Source organism: Aquimarina sp. ERC-38, assembly GCF_026222555.1.
Taxonomy (GTDB): Bacteria; Bacteroidota; Bacteroidia; order Flavobacteriales; family Flavobacteriaceae; genus Aquimarina.
Genome location: NZ_CP098511.1, coordinates 3,300,091 through 3,318,047, shown reverse-complemented (window position 1 = coordinate 3,318,047; position 17,957 = coordinate 3,300,091). Strand labels below are relative to the sequence as shown.

The 17,957-nt window shown below is 35.0% G+C and carries 17 protein-coding genes; 6 read left to right on the top strand and 11 right to left on the bottom strand.

Annotation, left to right across the window (positions count from 1 at the left end):
- Nucleotides 1-60: 60 nt before the first annotated feature.
- Genes NBT05_RS13830 through NBT05_RS13815 form a run of 4 tightly spaced genes read right to left on the bottom strand, consistent with a single transcriptional unit; the run spans nucleotide 61 to nucleotide 5,260 of the window.
- Nucleotides 61-2,067 carry a protein-disulfide reductase DsbD family protein gene (locus tag NBT05_RS13830; protein ID WP_265770450.1) on the bottom strand — a complete coding sequence of 669 codons (2,007 nt, stop codon included), beginning with the start codon at nucleotides 2,065-2,067 and terminating at the stop codon, nucleotides 61-63.
- Complete coding sequence (gene tilS / locus NBT05_RS13825) at nucleotides 2,060-3,391, bottom strand: tRNA lysidine(34) synthetase TilS (protein ID WP_265770449.1); 1,332 nt, start codon at nucleotides 3,389-3,391, stop codon at nucleotides 2,060-2,062. The genes NBT05_RS13830 and tilS overlap by 8 nt, the downstream gene beginning before the upstream one ends.
- 10 nt (nucleotides 3,392-3,401) lie before the next feature.
- Entirely contained in the window at nucleotides 3,402-4,718 is a 1,317-nt protein-coding gene (pabB, locus tag NBT05_RS13820; protein ID WP_416346197.1) for an aminodeoxychorismate synthase component I, read from the bottom strand.
- Complete coding sequence (locus tag NBT05_RS13815; RefSeq protein ID WP_265770446.1) at nucleotides 4,715-5,260, bottom strand: NADPH-dependent FMN reductase; 546 nt, start codon at nucleotides 5,258-5,260, stop codon at nucleotides 4,715-4,717. Before NBT05_RS13815 ends, pabB begins: the two co-directional genes overlap by 4 nt.
- 83 nt (nucleotides 5,261-5,343) lie before the next feature.
- On the opposite strand from NBT05_RS13815, the gene NBT05_RS13810 reads away from it, so the two are divergent.
- From NBT05_RS13810 to NBT05_RS13800, 3 genes are all read left to right on the top strand, one after another.
- Nucleotides 5,344-6,696 (top strand): DEAD/DEAH box helicase, encoded by a 1,353-nt coding sequence (locus tag NBT05_RS13810; protein WP_265770445.1) that lies wholly within the window; start codon nucleotides 5,344-5,346, stop codon nucleotides 6,694-6,696.
- A gap of 494 nt (nucleotides 6,697-7,190) precedes the next feature.
- Entirely contained in the window at nucleotides 7,191-8,963 is a 1,773-nt protein-coding gene (locus NBT05_RS13805; RefSeq protein ID WP_265770444.1) for an ABC transporter ATP-binding protein, read from the top strand.
- Nucleotides 8,964-9,141: 178 nt separating this feature from the next.
- Nucleotides 9,142-9,381 carry a CDGSH iron-sulfur domain-containing protein gene (locus NBT05_RS13800; protein ID WP_265770443.1) on the top strand — a complete coding sequence of 80 codons (240 nt, stop codon included), beginning with the start codon at nucleotides 9,142-9,144 and terminating at the stop codon, nucleotides 9,379-9,381.
- 14 nt (nucleotides 9,382-9,395) lie between these two features.
- Here the strand turns inward: NBT05_RS13800 and NBT05_RS13795 are convergent, their stop codons facing one another.
- Both NBT05_RS13795 and lpdA read right to left on the bottom strand, forming a co-directional pair.
- Nucleotides 9,396-9,677, bottom strand: a complete 282-nt coding sequence (locus tag NBT05_RS13795) for an acetyltransferase (protein WP_265770442.1) — start codon at nucleotides 9,675-9,677, stop codon at nucleotides 9,396-9,398.
- A 509-nt stretch (nucleotides 9,678-10,186) separates the two neighbouring features.
- Nucleotides 10,187-11,593, bottom strand: a complete 1,407-nt coding sequence (gene lpdA, locus NBT05_RS13790; RefSeq protein WP_265770441.1) for a dihydrolipoyl dehydrogenase — start codon at nucleotides 11,591-11,593, stop codon at nucleotides 10,187-10,189.
- 282 nt (nucleotides 11,594-11,875) lie between these two features.
- Here lpdA and NBT05_RS13785 point away from each other — a divergent pair, with 282 nt between their 5' ends.
- A complete protein-coding gene (locus NBT05_RS13785; RefSeq protein ID WP_265770440.1) occupies nucleotides 11,876-13,504 on the top strand; it encodes a hypothetical protein in 1,629 nt (542 codons plus the stop codon).
- 14 nt (nucleotides 13,505-13,518) lie between these two features.
- Entirely contained in the window at nucleotides 13,519-13,881 is a 363-nt protein-coding gene (locus NBT05_RS13780; protein WP_265770439.1) for a helix-turn-helix domain-containing protein, read from the top strand.
- Between the two features lie 135 nt (nucleotides 13,882-14,016).
- Here the strand turns inward: NBT05_RS13780 and NBT05_RS13775 are convergent, their stop codons facing one another.
- From NBT05_RS13775 to NBT05_RS13755, 5 genes are all read right to left on the bottom strand, one after another.
- Complete coding sequence (locus tag NBT05_RS13775) at nucleotides 14,017-14,310, bottom strand: type II toxin-antitoxin system RelE/ParE family toxin (RefSeq protein WP_265770438.1); 294 nt, start codon at nucleotides 14,308-14,310, stop codon at nucleotides 14,017-14,019.
- A complete protein-coding gene (locus NBT05_RS13770; RefSeq protein WP_265770437.1) occupies nucleotides 14,303-14,542 on the bottom strand; it encodes a ribbon-helix-helix domain-containing protein in 240 nt (79 codons plus the stop codon). Before NBT05_RS13770 ends, NBT05_RS13775 begins: the two co-directional genes overlap by 8 nt.
- 267 nt (nucleotides 14,543-14,809) lie before the next feature.
- Nucleotides 14,810-16,057, bottom strand: a complete 1,248-nt coding sequence (locus tag NBT05_RS13765; RefSeq protein ID WP_265770436.1) for a serine hydrolase domain-containing protein — start codon at nucleotides 16,055-16,057, stop codon at nucleotides 14,810-14,812.
- 124 nt (nucleotides 16,058-16,181) lie between these two features.
- Complete coding sequence (locus NBT05_RS13760) at nucleotides 16,182-16,622, bottom strand: GNAT family N-acetyltransferase (protein ID WP_265770435.1); 441 nt, start codon at nucleotides 16,620-16,622, stop codon at nucleotides 16,182-16,184.
- A gap of 234 nt (nucleotides 16,623-16,856) precedes the next feature.
- Nucleotides 16,857-17,696, bottom strand: coding sequence for a class I SAM-dependent methyltransferase (locus tag NBT05_RS13755; protein WP_265770434.1), 840 nt, complete (start codon nucleotides 17,694-17,696; stop codon nucleotides 16,857-16,859).
- Nucleotides 17,697-17,779: 83 nt separating this feature from the next.
- On the opposite strand from NBT05_RS13755, the gene NBT05_RS13750 reads away from it, so the two are divergent.
- Nucleotides 17,780-17,893 (top strand): helix-turn-helix domain-containing protein, encoded by a 114-nt coding sequence (locus NBT05_RS13750; RefSeq protein ID WP_265770433.1) that lies wholly within the window; start codon nucleotides 17,780-17,782, stop codon nucleotides 17,891-17,893.
- Nucleotides 17,894-17,957 lie beyond the last annotated feature (64 nt).

Here is a 17,957-nt window from a genome sequence, read left to right as displayed (position 1 = left end):
AGTAACTTAACAACAAGTAACTTTTGCCTTCTGCCTAGTGCCTAATCAACTCACAGAAACCTAGAAATTTCCAATCCCTTCCTTTAACCAACTAAGATAATCCGTTGCATCAGGGGTGTACCCGATAGGTGCATTTAAGTTTTGTTGGTTATGATCAATTAATACGTAATAAGGTTGTGCATTTGCAGCGTAGCGTTCAATCTGAAAATCACTCCATTTATTTCCAATGGTTTTAATCTTTTTTCCGGTTGTTTTTGAAATATACTGCTCTGCTTCCGGAAGTTCCTTTTTATAATCCACATATAAAGAAATTAAAACGACCTCTTCCCGTAACTTTCGTAATACTTCGGGTTGTGACCATACATTTTCTTCCATTTTTCGGCAATTGACACAAGCATAGCCGGTAAAATCCAGAAGTGCCGGTTTGTTAACTCTTTTGGCATATGCCAATCCATCTTGATAATCTTTAAAAACGATCAAATCATGTTCGCCATACGTAGCTCCCTCAGGTAATTGATCATTGAGTAGTACTGGAGAAGAAGTTCCTAACCCCCTGGGAGATTCACTGTAACTGGAGGGTGGCGGGAAACCACTTATTAATTTTAAAGGAGCTCCCCATAAACCCGGAATTAAATACAAAGTAAACGCCAGGCTTAACAGGGCTAAAGATAACCTACCTACAGAAATAAAAGGTAACGGACTATCGTGAGGTAATTTAATTTTACCCAGCAGGTAAAGTGATAAAGTCCCGAAGATGGCAATCCAGATTGCTAGAAATATTTCCCGATTTAATAGGTGCAATTGTAGAACCAGGTCAGCATTTGATAGAAATTTAAAGGCAAAGGCTATTTCTAAGAACCCAAGGAATACTTTGACCGTATTTAACCAGCTTCCGCTTTTAGGCAAAGATTGCAACCAACCTGGAAATAAAGCGAAGACGGCAAAAGGTAAGGCAATTGCTAAAGAAAAACCGAACATACCGACTAAAGGGGCAATTCCTCCTTTTGAAGCGGCTTCTACGAGAATAGTTCCTACAATCGGACCCGTACAGCTAAAGGAAACAATAGCAAGGGCTAAGGCCATAAAAAAGATCCCCACAACTCCTCCCCTTTCTGATTTCCGGTCTATTTTATTAGCCCAGGAATTAGGTAATACAATCTCAAACGCTCCTAAAAATGAAAATCCAAATACTAATAAAAGCAGGAAAAAAACCAGATTGAACCAGACGTTTGTGGACAAGGAATTTAAAGCATCTGCTCCAAAAATAGCAGTGACAATTGAACCCAGTCCTACGTAAATTACAATAATAAAGATGGCATAAAATATAGCATTTCTAATCCCGGAAGCTTTGGTTTTACTTTGTTTGGTAAAAAAACTGACGGTCATGGGAATCATAGGAAAAACACAGGGGGTCAGCAAGGCGGCAAATCCGGATAAAAAAGCAATAAAAAACAACGCCCATAAATTTTGCTCTTCCTCTATCCCCGTAGTATTACTATTTACTGCGGTATTGGTATCTGCAGATTGATCGAATGACGGAGTGATAACTGGAACAGTAGATACATTTTCTTCTTTTCCTTCAAAAACGGATGCCTCTACAACCTGTGCTTTTAAACTTGCAGGGGTAAAAATAAAATAGGCACTTTCATTTAAACAAACCTCTTTACAAACCTGGTATTTAATCTCTACTTTTACGGGTATCGGTGTATCTATAAACTTTATTATTTGTTGTAAGAAAGCGGAATTAACGAAGTAGGTTTCATCCAACTTAAAAACATCGTTAAAACTGGTTTTTGTTTCACTTTCTGTGGTGATACCTATTAATTCATATTTTTTTTCCTGATCTTTAAAATCAAGGGATAAAGGTATGGGTGCAATAGCATCTTCGGGGTATTCTTTTTGGGAGTATACATGCCAATTTTCTTCAATTTTGGCTTTAAAGCCTAGGGTAAAAGTATGATCATCAGCTTTTTCAATCGTAGCATTCCATTGTACCGGATCAAAAATTTGACTATGACCCAAAAAGGTTGATAACGCTAAAATTATAATCCAGAAGTACTTATTCATAGAAGACTATTTTCACTATTTTATTTGTGTTACTTTTGACTTTAAAACGTTCATCTGCCCGATGGTTAATTATCCAAACGACCTTATCACCACTGCTTAAAATCCAAACTTTTTCTTTTTCGGGTAAAGATAGTTTTTCGTCCCTGAAAAATTTACTAATTTTCTTTTTCCCTCCTAGACCTAGAGGGTAAAAGTAATCTCCTTCCTCTTTTTTTCGAATCCTTAAAGGAAAGCTTAACCTTTCCTGATCTATATAAATTTCATTAATAGACGCTTTAGTATATTCTTTAACTTGAGTCATTTTTAACATTCCACCAGGAAAACAAACTGTAGTGTCACTTTCGGTAATTGGATAAAAAGCAGTACTATTAGCTATTTCTAAGTTTGTCGGAGCAACTATTAAAACCTTCCGGTGTTTACTAATTTGATGGGTGGGAGAAGTCACAAATTTACCAGATTCAGCAGTAAGTAACCGATTAATATCTTTCCATGCGGTAAAATTATAATCTTTTAATAATTGATACAGAATAAAAGATGGATTTGGGTAAACCTTTAATTTTTCAATTAAAATTTCGAACTCATTGTCAGAAGTTTTACGGATAATTTGTTTTGAAATAGCATCTATCTGACATCGGATAAAATCCTGGCTTTCGCTTAGAAAGTCAATAGTATGTTTAAAATTTTGTAAAAAGTTCTGGTTAGTACCTTTTAATGCCGGAATCACCGAATGTCGAAGTTGATTGCGTAAATATTTTATCCCTTGATTACTCGAATCTTCCCGCCAGGATATTTCCTCTTGTAAGGCATACGAAAGCAGTTGTTCTCTTGAAAACAACAGTAATGGCCTTACAATGTGTTTGTTTCTTTCCGGAATACCCGTAAGTCCCTCGATTCCCGTACTCCGGGACAGGTTTATTAAATACGTTTCCAGAACGTCGTCCAGATGATGTGCAGTTAGTACAAATTCAAAATTTTGGGTAGCTATTAATTCTTTAAACCATTGATAACGTAATTCACGTGCGGTTACCTGAATTGATTTTTTTCTGGTTTTAGCCTCTTTTGTAGTATCAAACCTATTTTGAAATAGAGGTATTTGTAGTAAATGGGCAGTTTCCTGAACAAATCTTTCGTCTCCGTCACTTTCTTCTGCCCTTAGTTCGAAATTGCAATGGGCTATCCCAAAATTCAGGGATAGTTGTTGGCATAAAGATACTAATACCATACTATCCACTCCCCCACTACAGGCAATTAAAAAAGGAGTATCAAGTAGTTCGGAAAAGTTCTTTTCCAGATGTTCTTTAAATGTGGCTACCAGATTATTCACAAGTTCAAAATTACAAACTATTTATTTCCAATGCTTCCCGCATGGCTTTGGCTTTTAACAAACATTCTTCGTATTCTTTACCCGAATTACTTTTTGCCGTAATGGCACTCCCCACCATGGTTGAAATATACTTTGTTTTTTGATTATACAAGATACTACGAATAACTACATTAAAATCAAAATTTCCCTTAGGGTCAAAATATCCAACTGAACCGCTATACAATCCTCTTTTTGAAATTTCGTAGGCTTCAATAATTTGCATAGCTTTAATTTTAGGAGCTCCGGTCATACTTCCCATCGGGAAGGTAGCTCGTAAAATAGAAACTGGTAATTGGTCAGCATTTACCTGAGCACTTACGGTGGATACCATCTGATGTACTTGCTTAAAAGTATATAATCCGCATAATTCTTCAACGCTAACCGAACCTGTATTTGCTATTTTGGATAAGTCGTTTCTAACTAAATCCACAATCATAATATTTTCTGACTGTTCTTTAGCGTCATTCTTTAAAGACATTTTTAATCTGCGATCTTTTTCCAGGTCTTTTGAACGTTTTGCAGTTCCTTTGATAGGTTGTGATGTTACCTGGATTCCGGATTTTTTAATATAGCGTTCCGGCGAAGCAGAAAGTAAATAAAGTTGATCCAGTTTTAGAAAAGTTGCAAAAGGTGGTTGCGAGATGTTATTTAAGTAAAAATAGCTTTGAATTGGATCAATTTCACTATGTTCCGCATAGAACTCCTGACAAAAATTAGCTTCGTAAATATCGCCACGATGAATATGATCTAAAATGGTTTTTACTTTTTCTCTGTATGCATTTTTACTCATCCGTAACTTAATCCGGATGTTACTATTCCCTGAAGTCTTTGATACCGCAGAAGTTTTAGTTCTAGTTTGAAGAATTTCCTTCCAATCCGCTTCCACTTCATCTGAAACCATATTTAGGTACAAAACTTCTACCTTGTCCTTTCTAATTAAAAATAGCCGCTTCGGTTGAAAAAAATAAAGTTCCGGGAACCCTATATAGTCGGGGTTTTTTGAAGTTAAATTTTCCACATCATTTTTAAGGTCATAAGACAAATACCCGAATATCCAGTCGGCGGTTTGCTGTTGGTATTCGTTTAATTTATCAAATGCCTGGTAAGCATCAGTTTTTAGGACGGTAAAAGCATCGGTAGCCATAATAGCTTCGTAGCTACCGTAGCGCTGAGGATACTGATTGGAATCCAGCCATATGACCTCTTCAAATTGTTGTGACCACTGTAACAGTTTTTTTTTAAATAAACCCAAATGCTCAGGAAGCGGATATGTGGTTGAGGTTCTCAGCTTTCCATCAGGTTTTGAGAGAAAGTCGTTAATACTTCCCGTAATCCTAATAATAAAACTTCATTCGTGACCGTACCCATTTCTTTATTAAAATTTTGATAAAAGGAAGGAAAGCTAAAACTTTCTACGACTTCTCCGCTAAATCTTGGTAAAATTTGCCGTGCGTGTTCTACCGCAGTCAGTCCGCCCCGTTGCCCGGGAGAGGTACTCATCAACAGTATTTTTTTATGTTCCAGGAAGTTCCGGTTGTATCGGGACAGCCAATCTATAATGTTCTTAAAAAAAGCACTCCAGGTTCCGTTATGTTCACTTACAGAGAGTATCAGGGCTGTGGCTTCTTCTATTTCTTTTGCAATACCCATAATTTGTCCGGGGATGCCGGAAGTACGTTCCAGATCTTCGCTATATATAGGTATTTGGTACGAACCAATTTTTAACACTTTCACTTTTTGACCTGGTAATTCCCCCGCCACCCATTCTACCAAGCGTTGATTAATAGAAGTTGTGCTATTTGATCCGGCGATAGCCAGTATTTTATTCATTTGTACATTTCAAGAATTCAAAAGTAATTAAAATGATACCCCTAACAAAATAAGTCTACCTTTGTAAGTAAAGACTGTTTTTTGTGAATTTTACTGAATTTAATTTAAGCAATTCCTTACAGAATGCCCTGGACGATTTAGGTTTTCAAACTGCAACCCCGATTCAGATAGAGGCTTTTTCTCCTATTATGTCCGGTAAGGATGTCGTGGGCATTGCACAAACCGGTACCGGAAAGACCTTTGCATATTTATTACCCATTTTACGTTCTTTAAAGTATTCGGTTCAACAAAACCCGAGAGTACTTATTCTTGTTCCTACCCGTGAATTGGTAGTACAGGTATTTAGCGAAATTGAAAAGTTGAGCAAATACCTTAACATTCGATGTGCCGGAGTGTATGGGGGTACCAATATCAATACGCAAAAAGAGCAGGTCGCTGCCGGACTGGATATAGTCGTAGCAACTCCGGGGCGGTTGTTTGACCTGGCGGCTTGTCGGGCTTTGCAATTAAAATCCATACAGAAGATAGTGATTGATGAAGTAGATGTTATGTTAGATTTGGGGTTTCGCCCCCAATTAATGAACATTTTTGATATCTTACCACGTCAGCGACAACATATTATGTTTTCAGCAACCATGACCCAGGAAGTGGAAGCTATTATCGAACAAATATTTAATAAACCACAAAAGGTTTCTGTAGCCAGAAGCGGGACACCTTTAGAAAATATCGAACAATTTACTTACGATCTTCCTAATTTTAATACGAAAGTAAATTTCTTACTGTATTTACTGGAAAAACGGTCGGATTTTACTAAAGTTTTGGTATTTATCAATCATAAAAAATTGGCTGACCGGCTTTTTGAGCAATTAGAACAGGAATTTCCGGAAGAATGTGCGGTCATACACTCCAATAAAACCCAAAATTACCGGTTACGAAGTATTGAAAACTTTGAATCCGGTGACATTCGGATATTGATTGCTACGGATATTATGGCGAGAGGTTTGGATATCTACGATATTAGCCACGTGATCAATTTGGATACTCCGGAATATCCGGAAAATTACATGCATCGTATTGGACGAACCGGAAGGGCTGAAAAAAAAGGCGTTTCGCTGGTTTTTACTACGCCTAAAGAAAAGGAGTTTAGGGAAGAAATCGAAGAATTGATGGAGCAAAAAATCAGCTTGGATATCCTACCGGAAGCAGTAGACGTATCTACTGAACTAATACCTGAAGAACAGGAAAAAGTCAAAGAACATTACAATCCAAACCGACGACCGGAGGATGAAGTAGGACCTGCTTTTCATGAAAAAAAGGAGAAAAATAAAAAAGTAAATTTAGGCGGAAAATACCAACGCGAAATTAAAAAGAAATATAAAAAACCGAAAACTAAAGGGGATAAAACCTTTAACTTAAAGCATAAAAAGAGAAAGTGATGCATTATTGTCCGGTAAAGATTCAAGACTCGCTTGCAGACGGGCAGTTCGCTATCGCTTCTAGAAACAAGAATTAAGACTAATCACTATAGTATTGAAAATCAATAATGTAATGAATTTTTAGACTCTAGTTTAAATTAGCATTGTTATCAAAATAATGCTGAACATCCCTCTAAATCTCCCTTCAAAGGGAGACTTTTTTGCTCCCTTCCTTCGAAGGAAGGGTTGGGGAAGGATGTTTTGATGATGCTAATTTTAAAATCTGATTATCAGTGTTTTATGTAATAATATTAACAACGCTTATTTAAACTAGAGTGAATTTTTACATTAAAGAACCAATTGCTTTTAAAAAGTGACAAAGCAGTCTAAACAGTTCAAAGTTTGGAATTACTTTATTTTACTATACTTTGTAAACTTTTATTTATTTTAACCAGACACTAATGAAAATAATTATAATTTTTCTTATCAAATTTTAAAATAGTCTAAAAAGATCTATGCGTTCTACTGTACAAACGAATTCTTCGGAAACCAAAAAAAATAAAGTCAGTATTCTACAAGCCTTTAAGACCATCATCTGGCCCAGGAGAAACCTGGTGTTGATAGGTTTAGTGCTTATTGTAGTAGGACGACTGGCAGGATTGGTACTTCCCTGGAAAAGTAAAGTCTTATTAGATGAAATCATTCCGGAAAGGGATTTTGACGGCTTATACGAGTTATTGTTTATAGTCGCGATTGCCATTCTAATCCAAGCCATCACTTCCTTTTTACTTACCCGTATTTTAAGTGTACAGGCGCAGTACTTAATTTCGGAATTAAGAGCCCAGGTGCAACGAAAAGTACTGGCGCTACCGATACGCTTTTTTAATGATAATAAGTCAGGGGCTCTGGTCTCCCGGATTATGAGTGATGTGGAAGGCGTTCGTAATTTGATCGGTACTGGATTAGTACAATTAGTAGGTGGTACATTTACGGCCATTGTATCTTTTGGGTTGTTGATATATATTAATCCGCTGATGACCATGTTTGTCCTTATTCCCATATCCATATTTGGGTTTGTTGTGTTGAAGGCTTTTAAATACATCCGACCTATTTTTAGAAAACGAGGAAAAATTAATGCGGAGGTAAAAGGAAGATTAACCGAGACCTTGGGCGGGGTACGGGTAATTAAAGGTTTTAACGCTGAAGAACAAGAAAGCCAGGTTTTTGAAGAAGGGGTGAATCGTATCTTTATCAATGTTAAAAAAAGTTTGACGGCTACGGCCTTGATGACCAGTTCCTCTACGTTTTTACTGGCGGGGGTTGCTTCTACCGGAATCATGGGAATTGGCGGTTATTATATGATTGAAGGATCTATGACCACCGGGGATTTCTTATTTTTTACCATGGTACTGGCATTTATGATCGCTCCTATCGTACAAATGAGTAATATCGGGAGTCAATTGACCGAAGCTTTGGCAGGTCTTGACCGTACGGAAGAGCTAATGAATCTGGAAACCGAAGATGATGATGTGAATCGAACGTTGGAGTTAACGAATTTAACCGGAAAGTTAGTGTTTAAGGACGTTTCCTTTTCTTACGAAGAAAATAAAGAAGTTTTACATAACATATCGTTTGAAGCCCCGGCGGGAAGTGTAACTGCCCTGGTAGGAAGTTCGGGTTCCGGTAAATCCACGATTGCCGGATTAGCTGCTTCTTTTTTAAATCCGGATTCGGGTACTATTTGTATTGACGAAAAAAACCTAGCGGAAGTTAAACTGAACAGTTATCGGAAATACCTGGGAGTGGTTTTACAGGATGAATTTTTATTTGAAGGTAGCATACGGGAAAATATTATATTCCCAAAACCCAATGCTACCGAAGAGGAAATTACCAAAGCGGTAAAGGCAGCTTATGTAGATGAATTTACCGATCGTTTTGAGGAAGGCCTGGAAACTAAAATTGGAGAACGTGGGGTTAAATTATCGGGGGGCCAACAGCAACGTATTGCGATTGCACGGGCTATTTTATCAGATCCTAAAATTATCATCTTAGATGAAGCTACCTCTAACCTGGATACGGAAAGTGAAGCTTTAATTCAAAAAAGCCTGGAAACCTTAATGCAAAACCGAACCACTTTTGTTATTGCACATCGGCTAAGTACCATCCGAAAAGCCGATCAAATTCTAGTGATTGAAAACGGACGTATTGCTGAGAGAGGTACGCACCAGGAATTAATCACCAAAGAAGGCCGGTATCATGATCTATACACTTATCAAGCTAGAATATAGGAAGGGAAGAAAGGCATGTCTACTCCCAAAGTTAAAAGATGAAAGTTGAAGCTTTAAATTTTAATGTTTTAAAAGGGGTCAGAACTTAGAATTTAAAATTTACGGTACTTGCATTCCTAATTTATTTTCAATCTAAACTCATTTTTAAATACTTTCACAAAAACAAAAATTGTGAATTATGAGTACACCAAAGAGAGCAGGAAACCAACCGGTAGTTATAGAATTAGAAAAAGATACCAAATACGCCTGGTGTAGTTGTGGGTATAGCGAGAAACAACCTTTTTGCAATGGTGCTCATAAAAATGAAGGCGGTGTTCCAATGATTTTTTCGGTGGAAAAAGATAAAAAAGCTTCTCTATGCACCTGTAAGTTAACCAGCAATCCTCCTTATTGTGATGGAAGTCACAGAACTGAATAGTGTAGCAGTAACTCTTATTTTTTACCCCTCCATTCTAAGGAATTTTTATTATGTTCCTGTAACAGGGCTTCGTTCGTTTTATAGGTTTTGAGTAAGTTTAAAACTTCTTCGCGTTCCGTTGCACTAAGGTTTTTATAGGCGGGTCTTTTTAAAACCGTATCCCATTTGGCTTTAAAAGTATTATCTAAAGCGATTCGTAAATAACAATGGTTATCAAATCGAAGGTTCGTGTATTGCTTGGCTAACTCTTCGGGGAGGTGTTGATAAGTATTATAGTAAGCTTCGGAATATTTCACTTGTATTGGGATAGTTATTTGTTATTAAGTTGTTTAAGTTACTCAGAGTTAGGTTATTAAGTTCTTTTCTTATTTTAACAAGAATTAGAGATTGTCTAAAATGTTTATGCTACTGGCGTTTCGAGTAAAATTGAAAAATAAAATTTAATTTTTAAATCATTTTGACTACTGCCTATAATCAGCGCAGACGAATTATTCGTTGCGACTGCATAACAATTTTTATTACTTTTTAGACAAGCCCTTTTATTTTATCTACTTCTTTTATCTGTGATGCATAAATAATAATTATTATAAAATTCGTCAGTTCGATTTCTATAACTAAAGGAAGAACTGTATCAAGAACAAGGATTCTATTTAAAAAAGCTATTCTCGATATCCTCGATTAAATCAAGGACAGGCTATGTTTTCTTCATTTCATTACGAAAAAATACTCGAATTAACGCTTTTTTCCCTTAAACATTCTAAAGGTTTCATATACTTATCTCAATATCAAACAAGAAAAATAAACTTTACACATGTAAAGCACGGTTTTCCGTGGCAGCTAGGGCTGCTTCTTTTACAGCCTCTGCAAATGTCGGATGTGAGTGCGACATTCTTGCAATATCTTCGGCGGATGCCCTAAATTCCATAGCAGTTACTGCTTCGGCAATTAAATCGGCACATCTTGCCCCTATCATATGCACTCCTAATACTTCATCTGTTTTTTCATCAGCAAGGATTTTTACAAAACCGTCCAAATCCGCGCTTGCACGGGATCTTCCTAAGGCCCTAAACGGGAATTGGCCGGATTTATAAGCGATGCCTGCTTCTTTTAATTCATCTTCGGTTTTACCTACTGCTGCTACTTCCGGCCAGGTATATACTACTCCGGGGATTAGGTTATAGTCAATATGTGGTTTCTGTCCTGCAATAGTTTCCGCTACAAATACACCTTCCTCTTCCGCTTTATGCGCTAACATAGCACCTTTAATTACATCACCAATTGCGTAAATATGAGAAACGCTGGTTTGTAAATGATCATTTACCTCGACTTGATTTTTATCATTTAAATTTACTCCGGCAGCTTCCAGGTTTAATCCGTCGGTATACGGCCTTCTCCCTACGGAAACCAGGCAGTAATCCCCTTCAAATTCCACCGACTTTCCTTTTTTATCTTCGGCGGTAATGGTAACTTGTTTATCCGCAACTTTTACTTCGGTAACTTTATGAGAGGTATAAAATTTAACCCCTTGTTTTTTCATCACTTTTTGTAGTTCGCGAGAAAGGGCACGATCCATTCCGGGAATAATACGGTCCAGGTATTCAATCACCGAAACCTCTGCTCCTATCCTTCTGTACACCTGTCCTAACTCTAATCCGATCACCCCGCCACCAATAATCACCATATGTTTGGGGATTTCTTTTAGTTTTAAAGCTTCTGTGGAAGTGATTACGCGTTTTTTATCAATGTTGATAAAAGGTAAGGTAGCTGGTTTGGAACCGGTAGCTATGATTATATTTTTACTTTCGATAGTTTCTTCAGAACCGTCTGATTTTTTAATAGTAATATGAGTTTTATCTTTAAAAGAACCTACCCCTTCATATACAGTAATGTCATTTTTCTTCATTAAAAATTGCACCCCATCGCAAGTTTGATCGACTACCGCCTGTTTACGGGCAATCATTTTTTCCAGGTTTACTTTTATTTCGCCCGGCACTTCAATTCCGTGGTCTTCAAAGTGTTTTACAGCATCTTCATAATGATGAGAAGAATCTAGTAAGGCTTTACTTGGAATGCAACCTACATTAAGACAAGTTCCTCCCAGCGTAGCATATTTTTCGATAATGGCAGTTTTTAATCCTAATTGTGCGCAACGTATGGCTGCTACATATCCGCCTGGCCCGGACCCGATTACTACTACATCATAGGTACTCATAAATTTTGTATTGTATAATTAAAAAATGATGACAAAGGTACAAATGTTTTATGGGTTACTTCAACCTGTTTTTAAGATTCTGGTGGTTTTAGAAATAATTATACTATCATTATTTTAATGTTTTTAATTTTTCGATTTTGACGTTTAAAAATACCTTTACTAAAATAAAAAACGGATTAAACTGTTTTAAATAGTAATGTATAAAGAGTCAAAACTTCTGTTTTGATCGTACTTTATTTTATATTCGTATTTTACATTACGGATTACTTCTGTTAAAAGCATATGAAAAAATATATTTTTGTTTTAATTTCCTGTTTTACGATTATCTTTTGGAGTTCTTGCCGAAAGGATTTTGATTCGGAGCCTAGTACGGGAAACCTTGAATTTTCAACGGATACCTTAGTCCTAGATACTATCTTTTCTAATATTAGTTCAAGTACTTATCAATTTAAAGTGTATAATAGAACGGGAGATGATTTTACTATTCCAAGAATTACTTTAAGAAATGGGGAAGCCTCAAATTACCGCTTAAATGTGGATGGAATTGCGGGTACTTCTTTTAACGATATACAGATTTTAGCAAAAGACAGTATTTTTATTTTTGTTGAAACTACAACCGACATCACACAACAATCTTCTGAAACTGAATTTTTATACACCGATCAGATTCTTTTTGACCCGGATGGCAATCAGCAAGATGTTGATTTGGTTACCTTGATAAAAGACGCGGTATTTTTATTTCCTTCGCGTGATAATATGACCGGGGAAACGGAAACTTTACTTTTAGGTTTGGACGAGAATGAAGATGAAATACGAATTGAAGGTTTTTTCCTGGATGATGATGAACTTACGTTTACCAACGAAAAGCCCTATGTCATCTACGGATTTGCAGCGATTCCACCGGAAAAAACCTTAACCATAGAGGCAGGTACCAGAATCCATTTTCACGAAAACTCAGGCCTGATTGCTGCAAATATGGCGTCATTACAAGTAAATGGAGAGGTAAGTACCGATCCGTTATTACAAGAAAATGAAGTCATTTTTGAAGGTGACCGCCTGGAACCAGAATTTAGCGAAATACCGGGACAATGGGGTTTTATCTGGTTAACTGCAGGAAGCACTAATCATAAAATAAACCATGCTACTATTAAAAACGGAACCGTCGGAATTTTAATGGCTTCTAACGATGGTGGTACCGATCCTACCCTAGAAATTACAAATACGCAAATTTATAACCAGTCCAACGTGGGGTTATTGATGCGAACCGGAAACGTAAGGGGTGAAAATGTAGTAATCAATAATGCCGGACAGGTTGCCGTTAGTTGTTCTCTGGGCGGTATTTACAATTTTGAACATTGTACGTTTGCTAATTACTGGCAAAACGGTTCTCAAAGAGAATTTCCTTCTGTACTTATTGATAATAATATACTGGTGAACCCCAATACAGATGAGGCAACCTTAGTAATTGCTGACCTGGTTGAAGCTAATTTTACTAATTGTATTATTAACGGTAACCGTCAGCAAGAGATTGGTTTTAATAAAACCGATCAGGCTGCCTTTAACTTTAATTTTAAAAATTGTTTAATTCAATATACACCCCCCAGTACTGAACCGGAAAACCCGGAATTGTATGATTTTACTGATACTGCTTTGTACCGCGATATTATCTTGAATGAAGATGCAGATTACAGAAGAAATCTCGACCGTTTTACCGATGATGATACAGACTTAGATTTACGTAGAAAAAGCCAGAATTTTCTAAATATAGGTGAAGAATCAGCAGCAGACGGAAAAGCAACGGCACCGGGTATGGGCGTAGATATTACCGGAAAAACGAGGGATATGAATGCTCCGGATATTGGTGCTTATGAAAGTGTGATGTTTAGAGATCGAGAGGAAGATGGGAATTGATGAACTATAGAAACATGAAAAAATCAATAACATATAAGGATTATATAAAGGCAAATCTTCGTTTAGAAGAATTAATTGATCGTGTTGACGATCAGACACCTATCGATAGCCCTTTAGGGAAAGAATTTGAAGTTATTACAGATACTATTGAACAATATGAAGAAACTCATTTTCCTATAGGACTTCCTTCCTTACAGGAAATGATTGAATTACGTATGTTTGAAATGGGATTAAAAAGAAAAGACCTAGCGGTTTTATTAAACACCAGTGCTTCCCGAATTAGTGATTACCTGAATGGAAAAAGAGAAATCACTTTAAATATTGCAAAGGCCTTACATCAAAAATTAAATATTGATAGTGATATCATTCTCCAATAAAAAGATATCACCAGGCTAATATTCTACACACCTGTTGACAATTCTTATACATTTTAAAGCTATTTGAATTGATTAATTATATAAAAAGTGGTAGGGCATTAAAACCTTACCACTTTGTTACCTACTTCTTTTATATTATTCGAAAATGTTTTTTAAGTCTTGACGTCCTACAATAGCTATTATTTCTACCATATTATCATTATTAATTTTGTAATAAATACTATCAACTCCACAAGGGCAGCGTCTATAACCATCTTTAATATAATCCACAGCCTCAAAAGAGAATGGCCTATCTGCTATAGTGTCAAAATATTCAAAGAATAAGTCAAAATATTTATCAGCTTGAATCTCTCCAAATTTTTTAATTCCGTATTTATAAATTCGTATTAAATCTTCTTTTGCTTCATTACTCAATTTGTATTTAGCCATTCAATCGTAATTTCGCTTCTGCTAAAATATCTTGTTTTGAATCCTTTGTAAATCCAGTTTGCTCAGCTCTATCTAGTTTGGCTCTAATCCAGTCTATTTGAGTTTGTTGATTTCTAGCCTGTCTTATCAAATCATTAATCAATTCACTTTTACTAGAATACTCTTTGCTATTTACTTGCAATTTTAACCATTCATCATTTGGTTGCGTAAAAGAAATACTTTGTCTTACCATAGTTTAGTGTAATTGGTTCATAATTAAATCAAATTTACACCAATATTTTTAAGAATAAGGTTTTTGTGAAATTTTTTATTTTTACTGACGGTTACTGGCATATTAAAAGCTATAACTTTCAATTTAGAACAAAACATTGTAAGAAAATTGGCCTTTTAATTTAACACTGTAGTTGAACACAGAGCCAAAACAAGGTTTTGGCGGTCATTGCGAATTTGCGATCTCTTTCGGTTTAAGCACTTAATTCCGCATTGCTTATAGCCGTTGCTACCTACTGGCTTTCCCGCTGTTCAATTCGGTCTCGTATTTAATCAATGAATTCCAAATTGATGCTACTTCTGGCCAAAAATTTTCATTAAAATCTGAATCTGTATTTACTAAAAGTATTTTACCTGTTTCAGTTTTTGGATTAAAATACATAGCAGTCATAACTCCTGGGTCGGACCCATTATGACCAATTACATCATCTTTAATTTTAATAAACTCTTTACTAAATTCCATAAAAATCCCAAATTCTTGTTCAGTTTCTACGTTTGGGAATTTTTGTTTTTTAAACAACTTCGTATAACTCTCTTTGTTCAAAAGTGTGCCTGAACCTTTGTAGCCTTTCATTAACTCTGTTAAAAACAATCCTAAATCGTTATTTGAAGTGATAAAACCGCCGTCTGCATAGGTAATCAAGGAATATTCAGCTATAAGCATTTCTTTGTTTGCAAATAATCTTGAACGTTTTGTAGTGTCAATATCTTTTGAGGACCAACCTGAAGATGTCATTTTTAAAGGTTGTAGTATATAATCTTTTGTAAAAGATTGGTAATCTTGTCCAGTAGCATATTCAATTATTTGTGCACAAAGAGCAGCTCCAATGTTTGAATATTTTCTCATTACACCAGGTTCTATATTGGCAAAGATCTCTTTAGTATACCATTTCCCGTTTTCAGTAAGGCTATTATTGAGAAATTCGATGAGTGAAATTCTCTTTTCGGGCATACTAAACCAATCATATACTCCTTCATTATCATTATGTTTAGATTTTTTTAAAACATAAGACTTTGCATACACTTCATCAACATCAATTATCGAAGATGAATGATATGCAAGATGTTTAATTAAAATTGGTTTATCAGGATAATTGGGATTTGTTATTTTGAAAGGAAGGTATTTGTTAATTGGGTCATCCAAATTTAATTTTCCCAATTCTTGCGCTTTCAATAGTGAAACTCCTATTAAAGTTTTAGAAATTGAAGCAATATTTTGAGTCGTATTTGGTGTATACTTTTTTTCTAATTCTATATCTCTGTAACCAAACCCGTTTTCGTAAACCACTCCGTTTTCGTCAACTACTGATACAGAAAACCCAATAATAGCACCTTTCTCAAAGGCTTTTTGTAAATCCTTAGTTAAAGTATCGTTTATAGCGGTGAAATCTCTTTCATTGTTTTTTTTGATTTCACTATTTTGTTTACACGAAAATAGTATTGTTAATATTATTAAAATTGATACTATGTTTTTCATTAAGGATTGTAAATTAAATTTAATCTATGTTGTTTTTTTAGCTTGCGAGTAACGGTTAGTATAACAAACGTTGCTGATCTAAAGGGCAGCTATGTATTATTATATAGTGTTAGCAACTCGTTTTTTAATTCAATTCTAAATCACAGTTAACTTCAACATCATCAATAATTGCTCCTCTATCTTTATAAAAGTCTTGCGCTTTTTCATTCCAATTTGACACTTGCCATTTCATTTTACAGCAATCTTCAGTTTTTCCAATTTCGATTATCTTGTCAAATAGCTTGCTTCCTATACCTTGATTTCGATATTTTTCAGGAACGTATAAGTCATCTAAATAAATAGCTTTTCCTGTCCAAGAGTAATAGGAGAAAAAATATGTTGCAAATCCTAGAATCATATTTCCATTAGTAGCGATAAGACATTTAAAATACTTTTCATCCATAACCATTTGTTCAGGAGTTATCTTCACTTTTTCAGGCGTTTTGATGAATTCCGAAAATTCCTTTATTAAATTATAGACATTTACAAATTCTGATGGTTTTGCTTCTCTTATTTTAATTTCCATTTATTTTTTCCTTTAATGATCGCTAACGTTCAGTATAAGAAACGTAGGGCATGTTATAAGCACTTTCGTTTCGGTTTATTACTTAGCTAAATATAAATATCATGCTTTTATCTTTTCTCCTATAAACGCCAAATTTTATATTTAGCGGACTTTGCTAATATGAACAGAACTTTAGGTTTAGCACAAACGCCCTATGTTTTTTATACCTTGTTGGCAGAATGTTTTTATTACATTTTAAGATGATTTTTCCAATAGATAAAAGTTTTCATTTAAAATCAAGTCTTTTTCCAATTCAATTTTATGCTCATATTTTTTTGACAGACTAAAATAATCTTGATGATCAATTAATTTATATTCTTTTCTTTTTCTATAATATTCATCTTGTATTGTTTGATAATCACTTTCACCTGTTTTCGAAACGTTCCCACCAAAGAAAATTATTAATTTTTTAAACGCTAAAGTTTCCTTTAATGATTCTTGGAAAGAGGCACTACCAATTAAATCACCTTGATTTTGAATTAAATTAAAAAAGTCAAACAGTTTGTTTGTTTCTTCTTTATTAAGAAAGAACAACACCCCTTCAATTAGTATAAAACAGGGTCTGTTATTTTTTATTGAATTTATTTTAGCCAATAATTTTTGCTCGTAATCTTTACTTAAATCAACACCTATAAAATGAATATTTCGTTTTGGAAGAGCACCCGTTGTTTGCCAAATATCAACTTTGGATTTCTTGTATTCTATAATTTCAGCCTTGTCAATTTCTATATTGACTAATTTTTCATCTAATAGAAATGGGTACATACTCAAACCACATCCAAAATTTATTACGACTTCAATATTGTTAGTTTTAATTACTTCTCTAATTTTATCAAGGAAGTACCTGTTTCTTAAACAATGAGCGAAGGTTTCCTCAGATGAAACTTCTTTAAGGTATTCCTTAATCCATATTTCAGTTTTTTCATTTCCCCATAATTTTGAAAAAAAATCTTGACTCAAGTTTTCGTTCATTGAGCGAAATGTAGAAGTTACAAATGCTGTTTCGTGTATTTTAATATTTTCTTGTTTTTGCATTTTCAATTCTTTTTTTACTTACTGCCAACAAATATATAAAAGCTACAAGACTTCTTTCCCTACAGGAAATAATTGAATCACGTATGTTTAAACGAAAAGACCTGGCGGTTTTATTAAACACCAGTGCTTCCCGAATTAGTGATTATTTAAACGGAAAAAGAGAAATCACTTTAACTATTGTAAAAGCCTTACATTAAAAATTACATATTGATAGTGATATCGTTCTTCAATAAAAACATACCGCTAAGTCAATAATGCCAA

What these genes read in the sequence shown, in the direction of transcription:
- NBT05_RS13830 (WP_265770450.1), bottom strand. Translation starts at nt 2,067, where the DNA reads ATGAATAAGTACTTCTGGATTATAATTTTAGCGTTATCAACCTTTTTG.
- NBT05_RS13815 (WP_265770446.1), bottom strand. Translation starts at nt 5,260, where the DNA reads ATGAATAAAATACTGGCTATCGCCGGATCAAATAGCACAACTTCTATT.
- NBT05_RS13805 (WP_265770444.1), top strand. Translation starts at nt 7,191, where the DNA reads ATGCGTTCTACTGTACAAACGAATTCTTCGGAAACCAAAAAAAATAAA.
- NBT05_RS13800 (WP_265770443.1), top strand. Translation starts at nt 9,142, where the DNA reads ATGAGTACACCAAAGAGAGCAGGAAACCAACCGGTAGTTATAGAATTA.
- lpdA (WP_265770441.1), bottom strand. Translation starts at nt 11,593, where the DNA reads ATGAGTACCTATGATGTAGTAGTAATCGGGTCCGGGCCAGGCGGATAT.
- NBT05_RS13785 (WP_265770440.1), top strand. Translation starts at nt 11,876, where the DNA reads ATGAAAAAATATATTTTTGTTTTAATTTCCTGTTTTACGATTATCTTT.
- NBT05_RS13780 (WP_265770439.1), top strand. Translation starts at nt 13,519, where the DNA reads ATGAAAAAATCAATAACATATAAGGATTATATAAAGGCAAATCTTCGT.
- NBT05_RS13775 (WP_265770438.1), bottom strand. Translation starts at nt 14,310, where the DNA reads ATGGCTAAATACAAATTGAGTAATGAAGCAAAAGAAGATTTAATACGA.
- NBT05_RS13770 (WP_265770437.1), bottom strand. Translation starts at nt 14,542, where the DNA reads ATGGTAAGACAAAGTATTTCTTTTACGCAACCAAATGATGAATGGTTA.
- NBT05_RS13765 (WP_265770436.1), bottom strand. Translation starts at nt 16,057, where the DNA reads ATGAAAAACATAGTATCAATTTTAATAATATTAACAATACTATTTTCG.
- NBT05_RS13760 (WP_265770435.1), bottom strand. Translation starts at nt 16,622, where the DNA reads ATGGAAATTAAAATAAGAGAAGCAAAACCATCAGAATTTGTAAATGTC.
- NBT05_RS13755 (WP_265770434.1), bottom strand. Translation starts at nt 17,696, where the DNA reads ATGCAAAAACAAGAAAATATTAAAATACACGAAACAGCATTTGTAACT.
- NBT05_RS13750 (WP_265770433.1), top strand. Translation starts at nt 17,780, where the DNA reads ATGTTTAAACGAAAAGACCTGGCGGTTTTATTAAACACCAGTGCTTCC.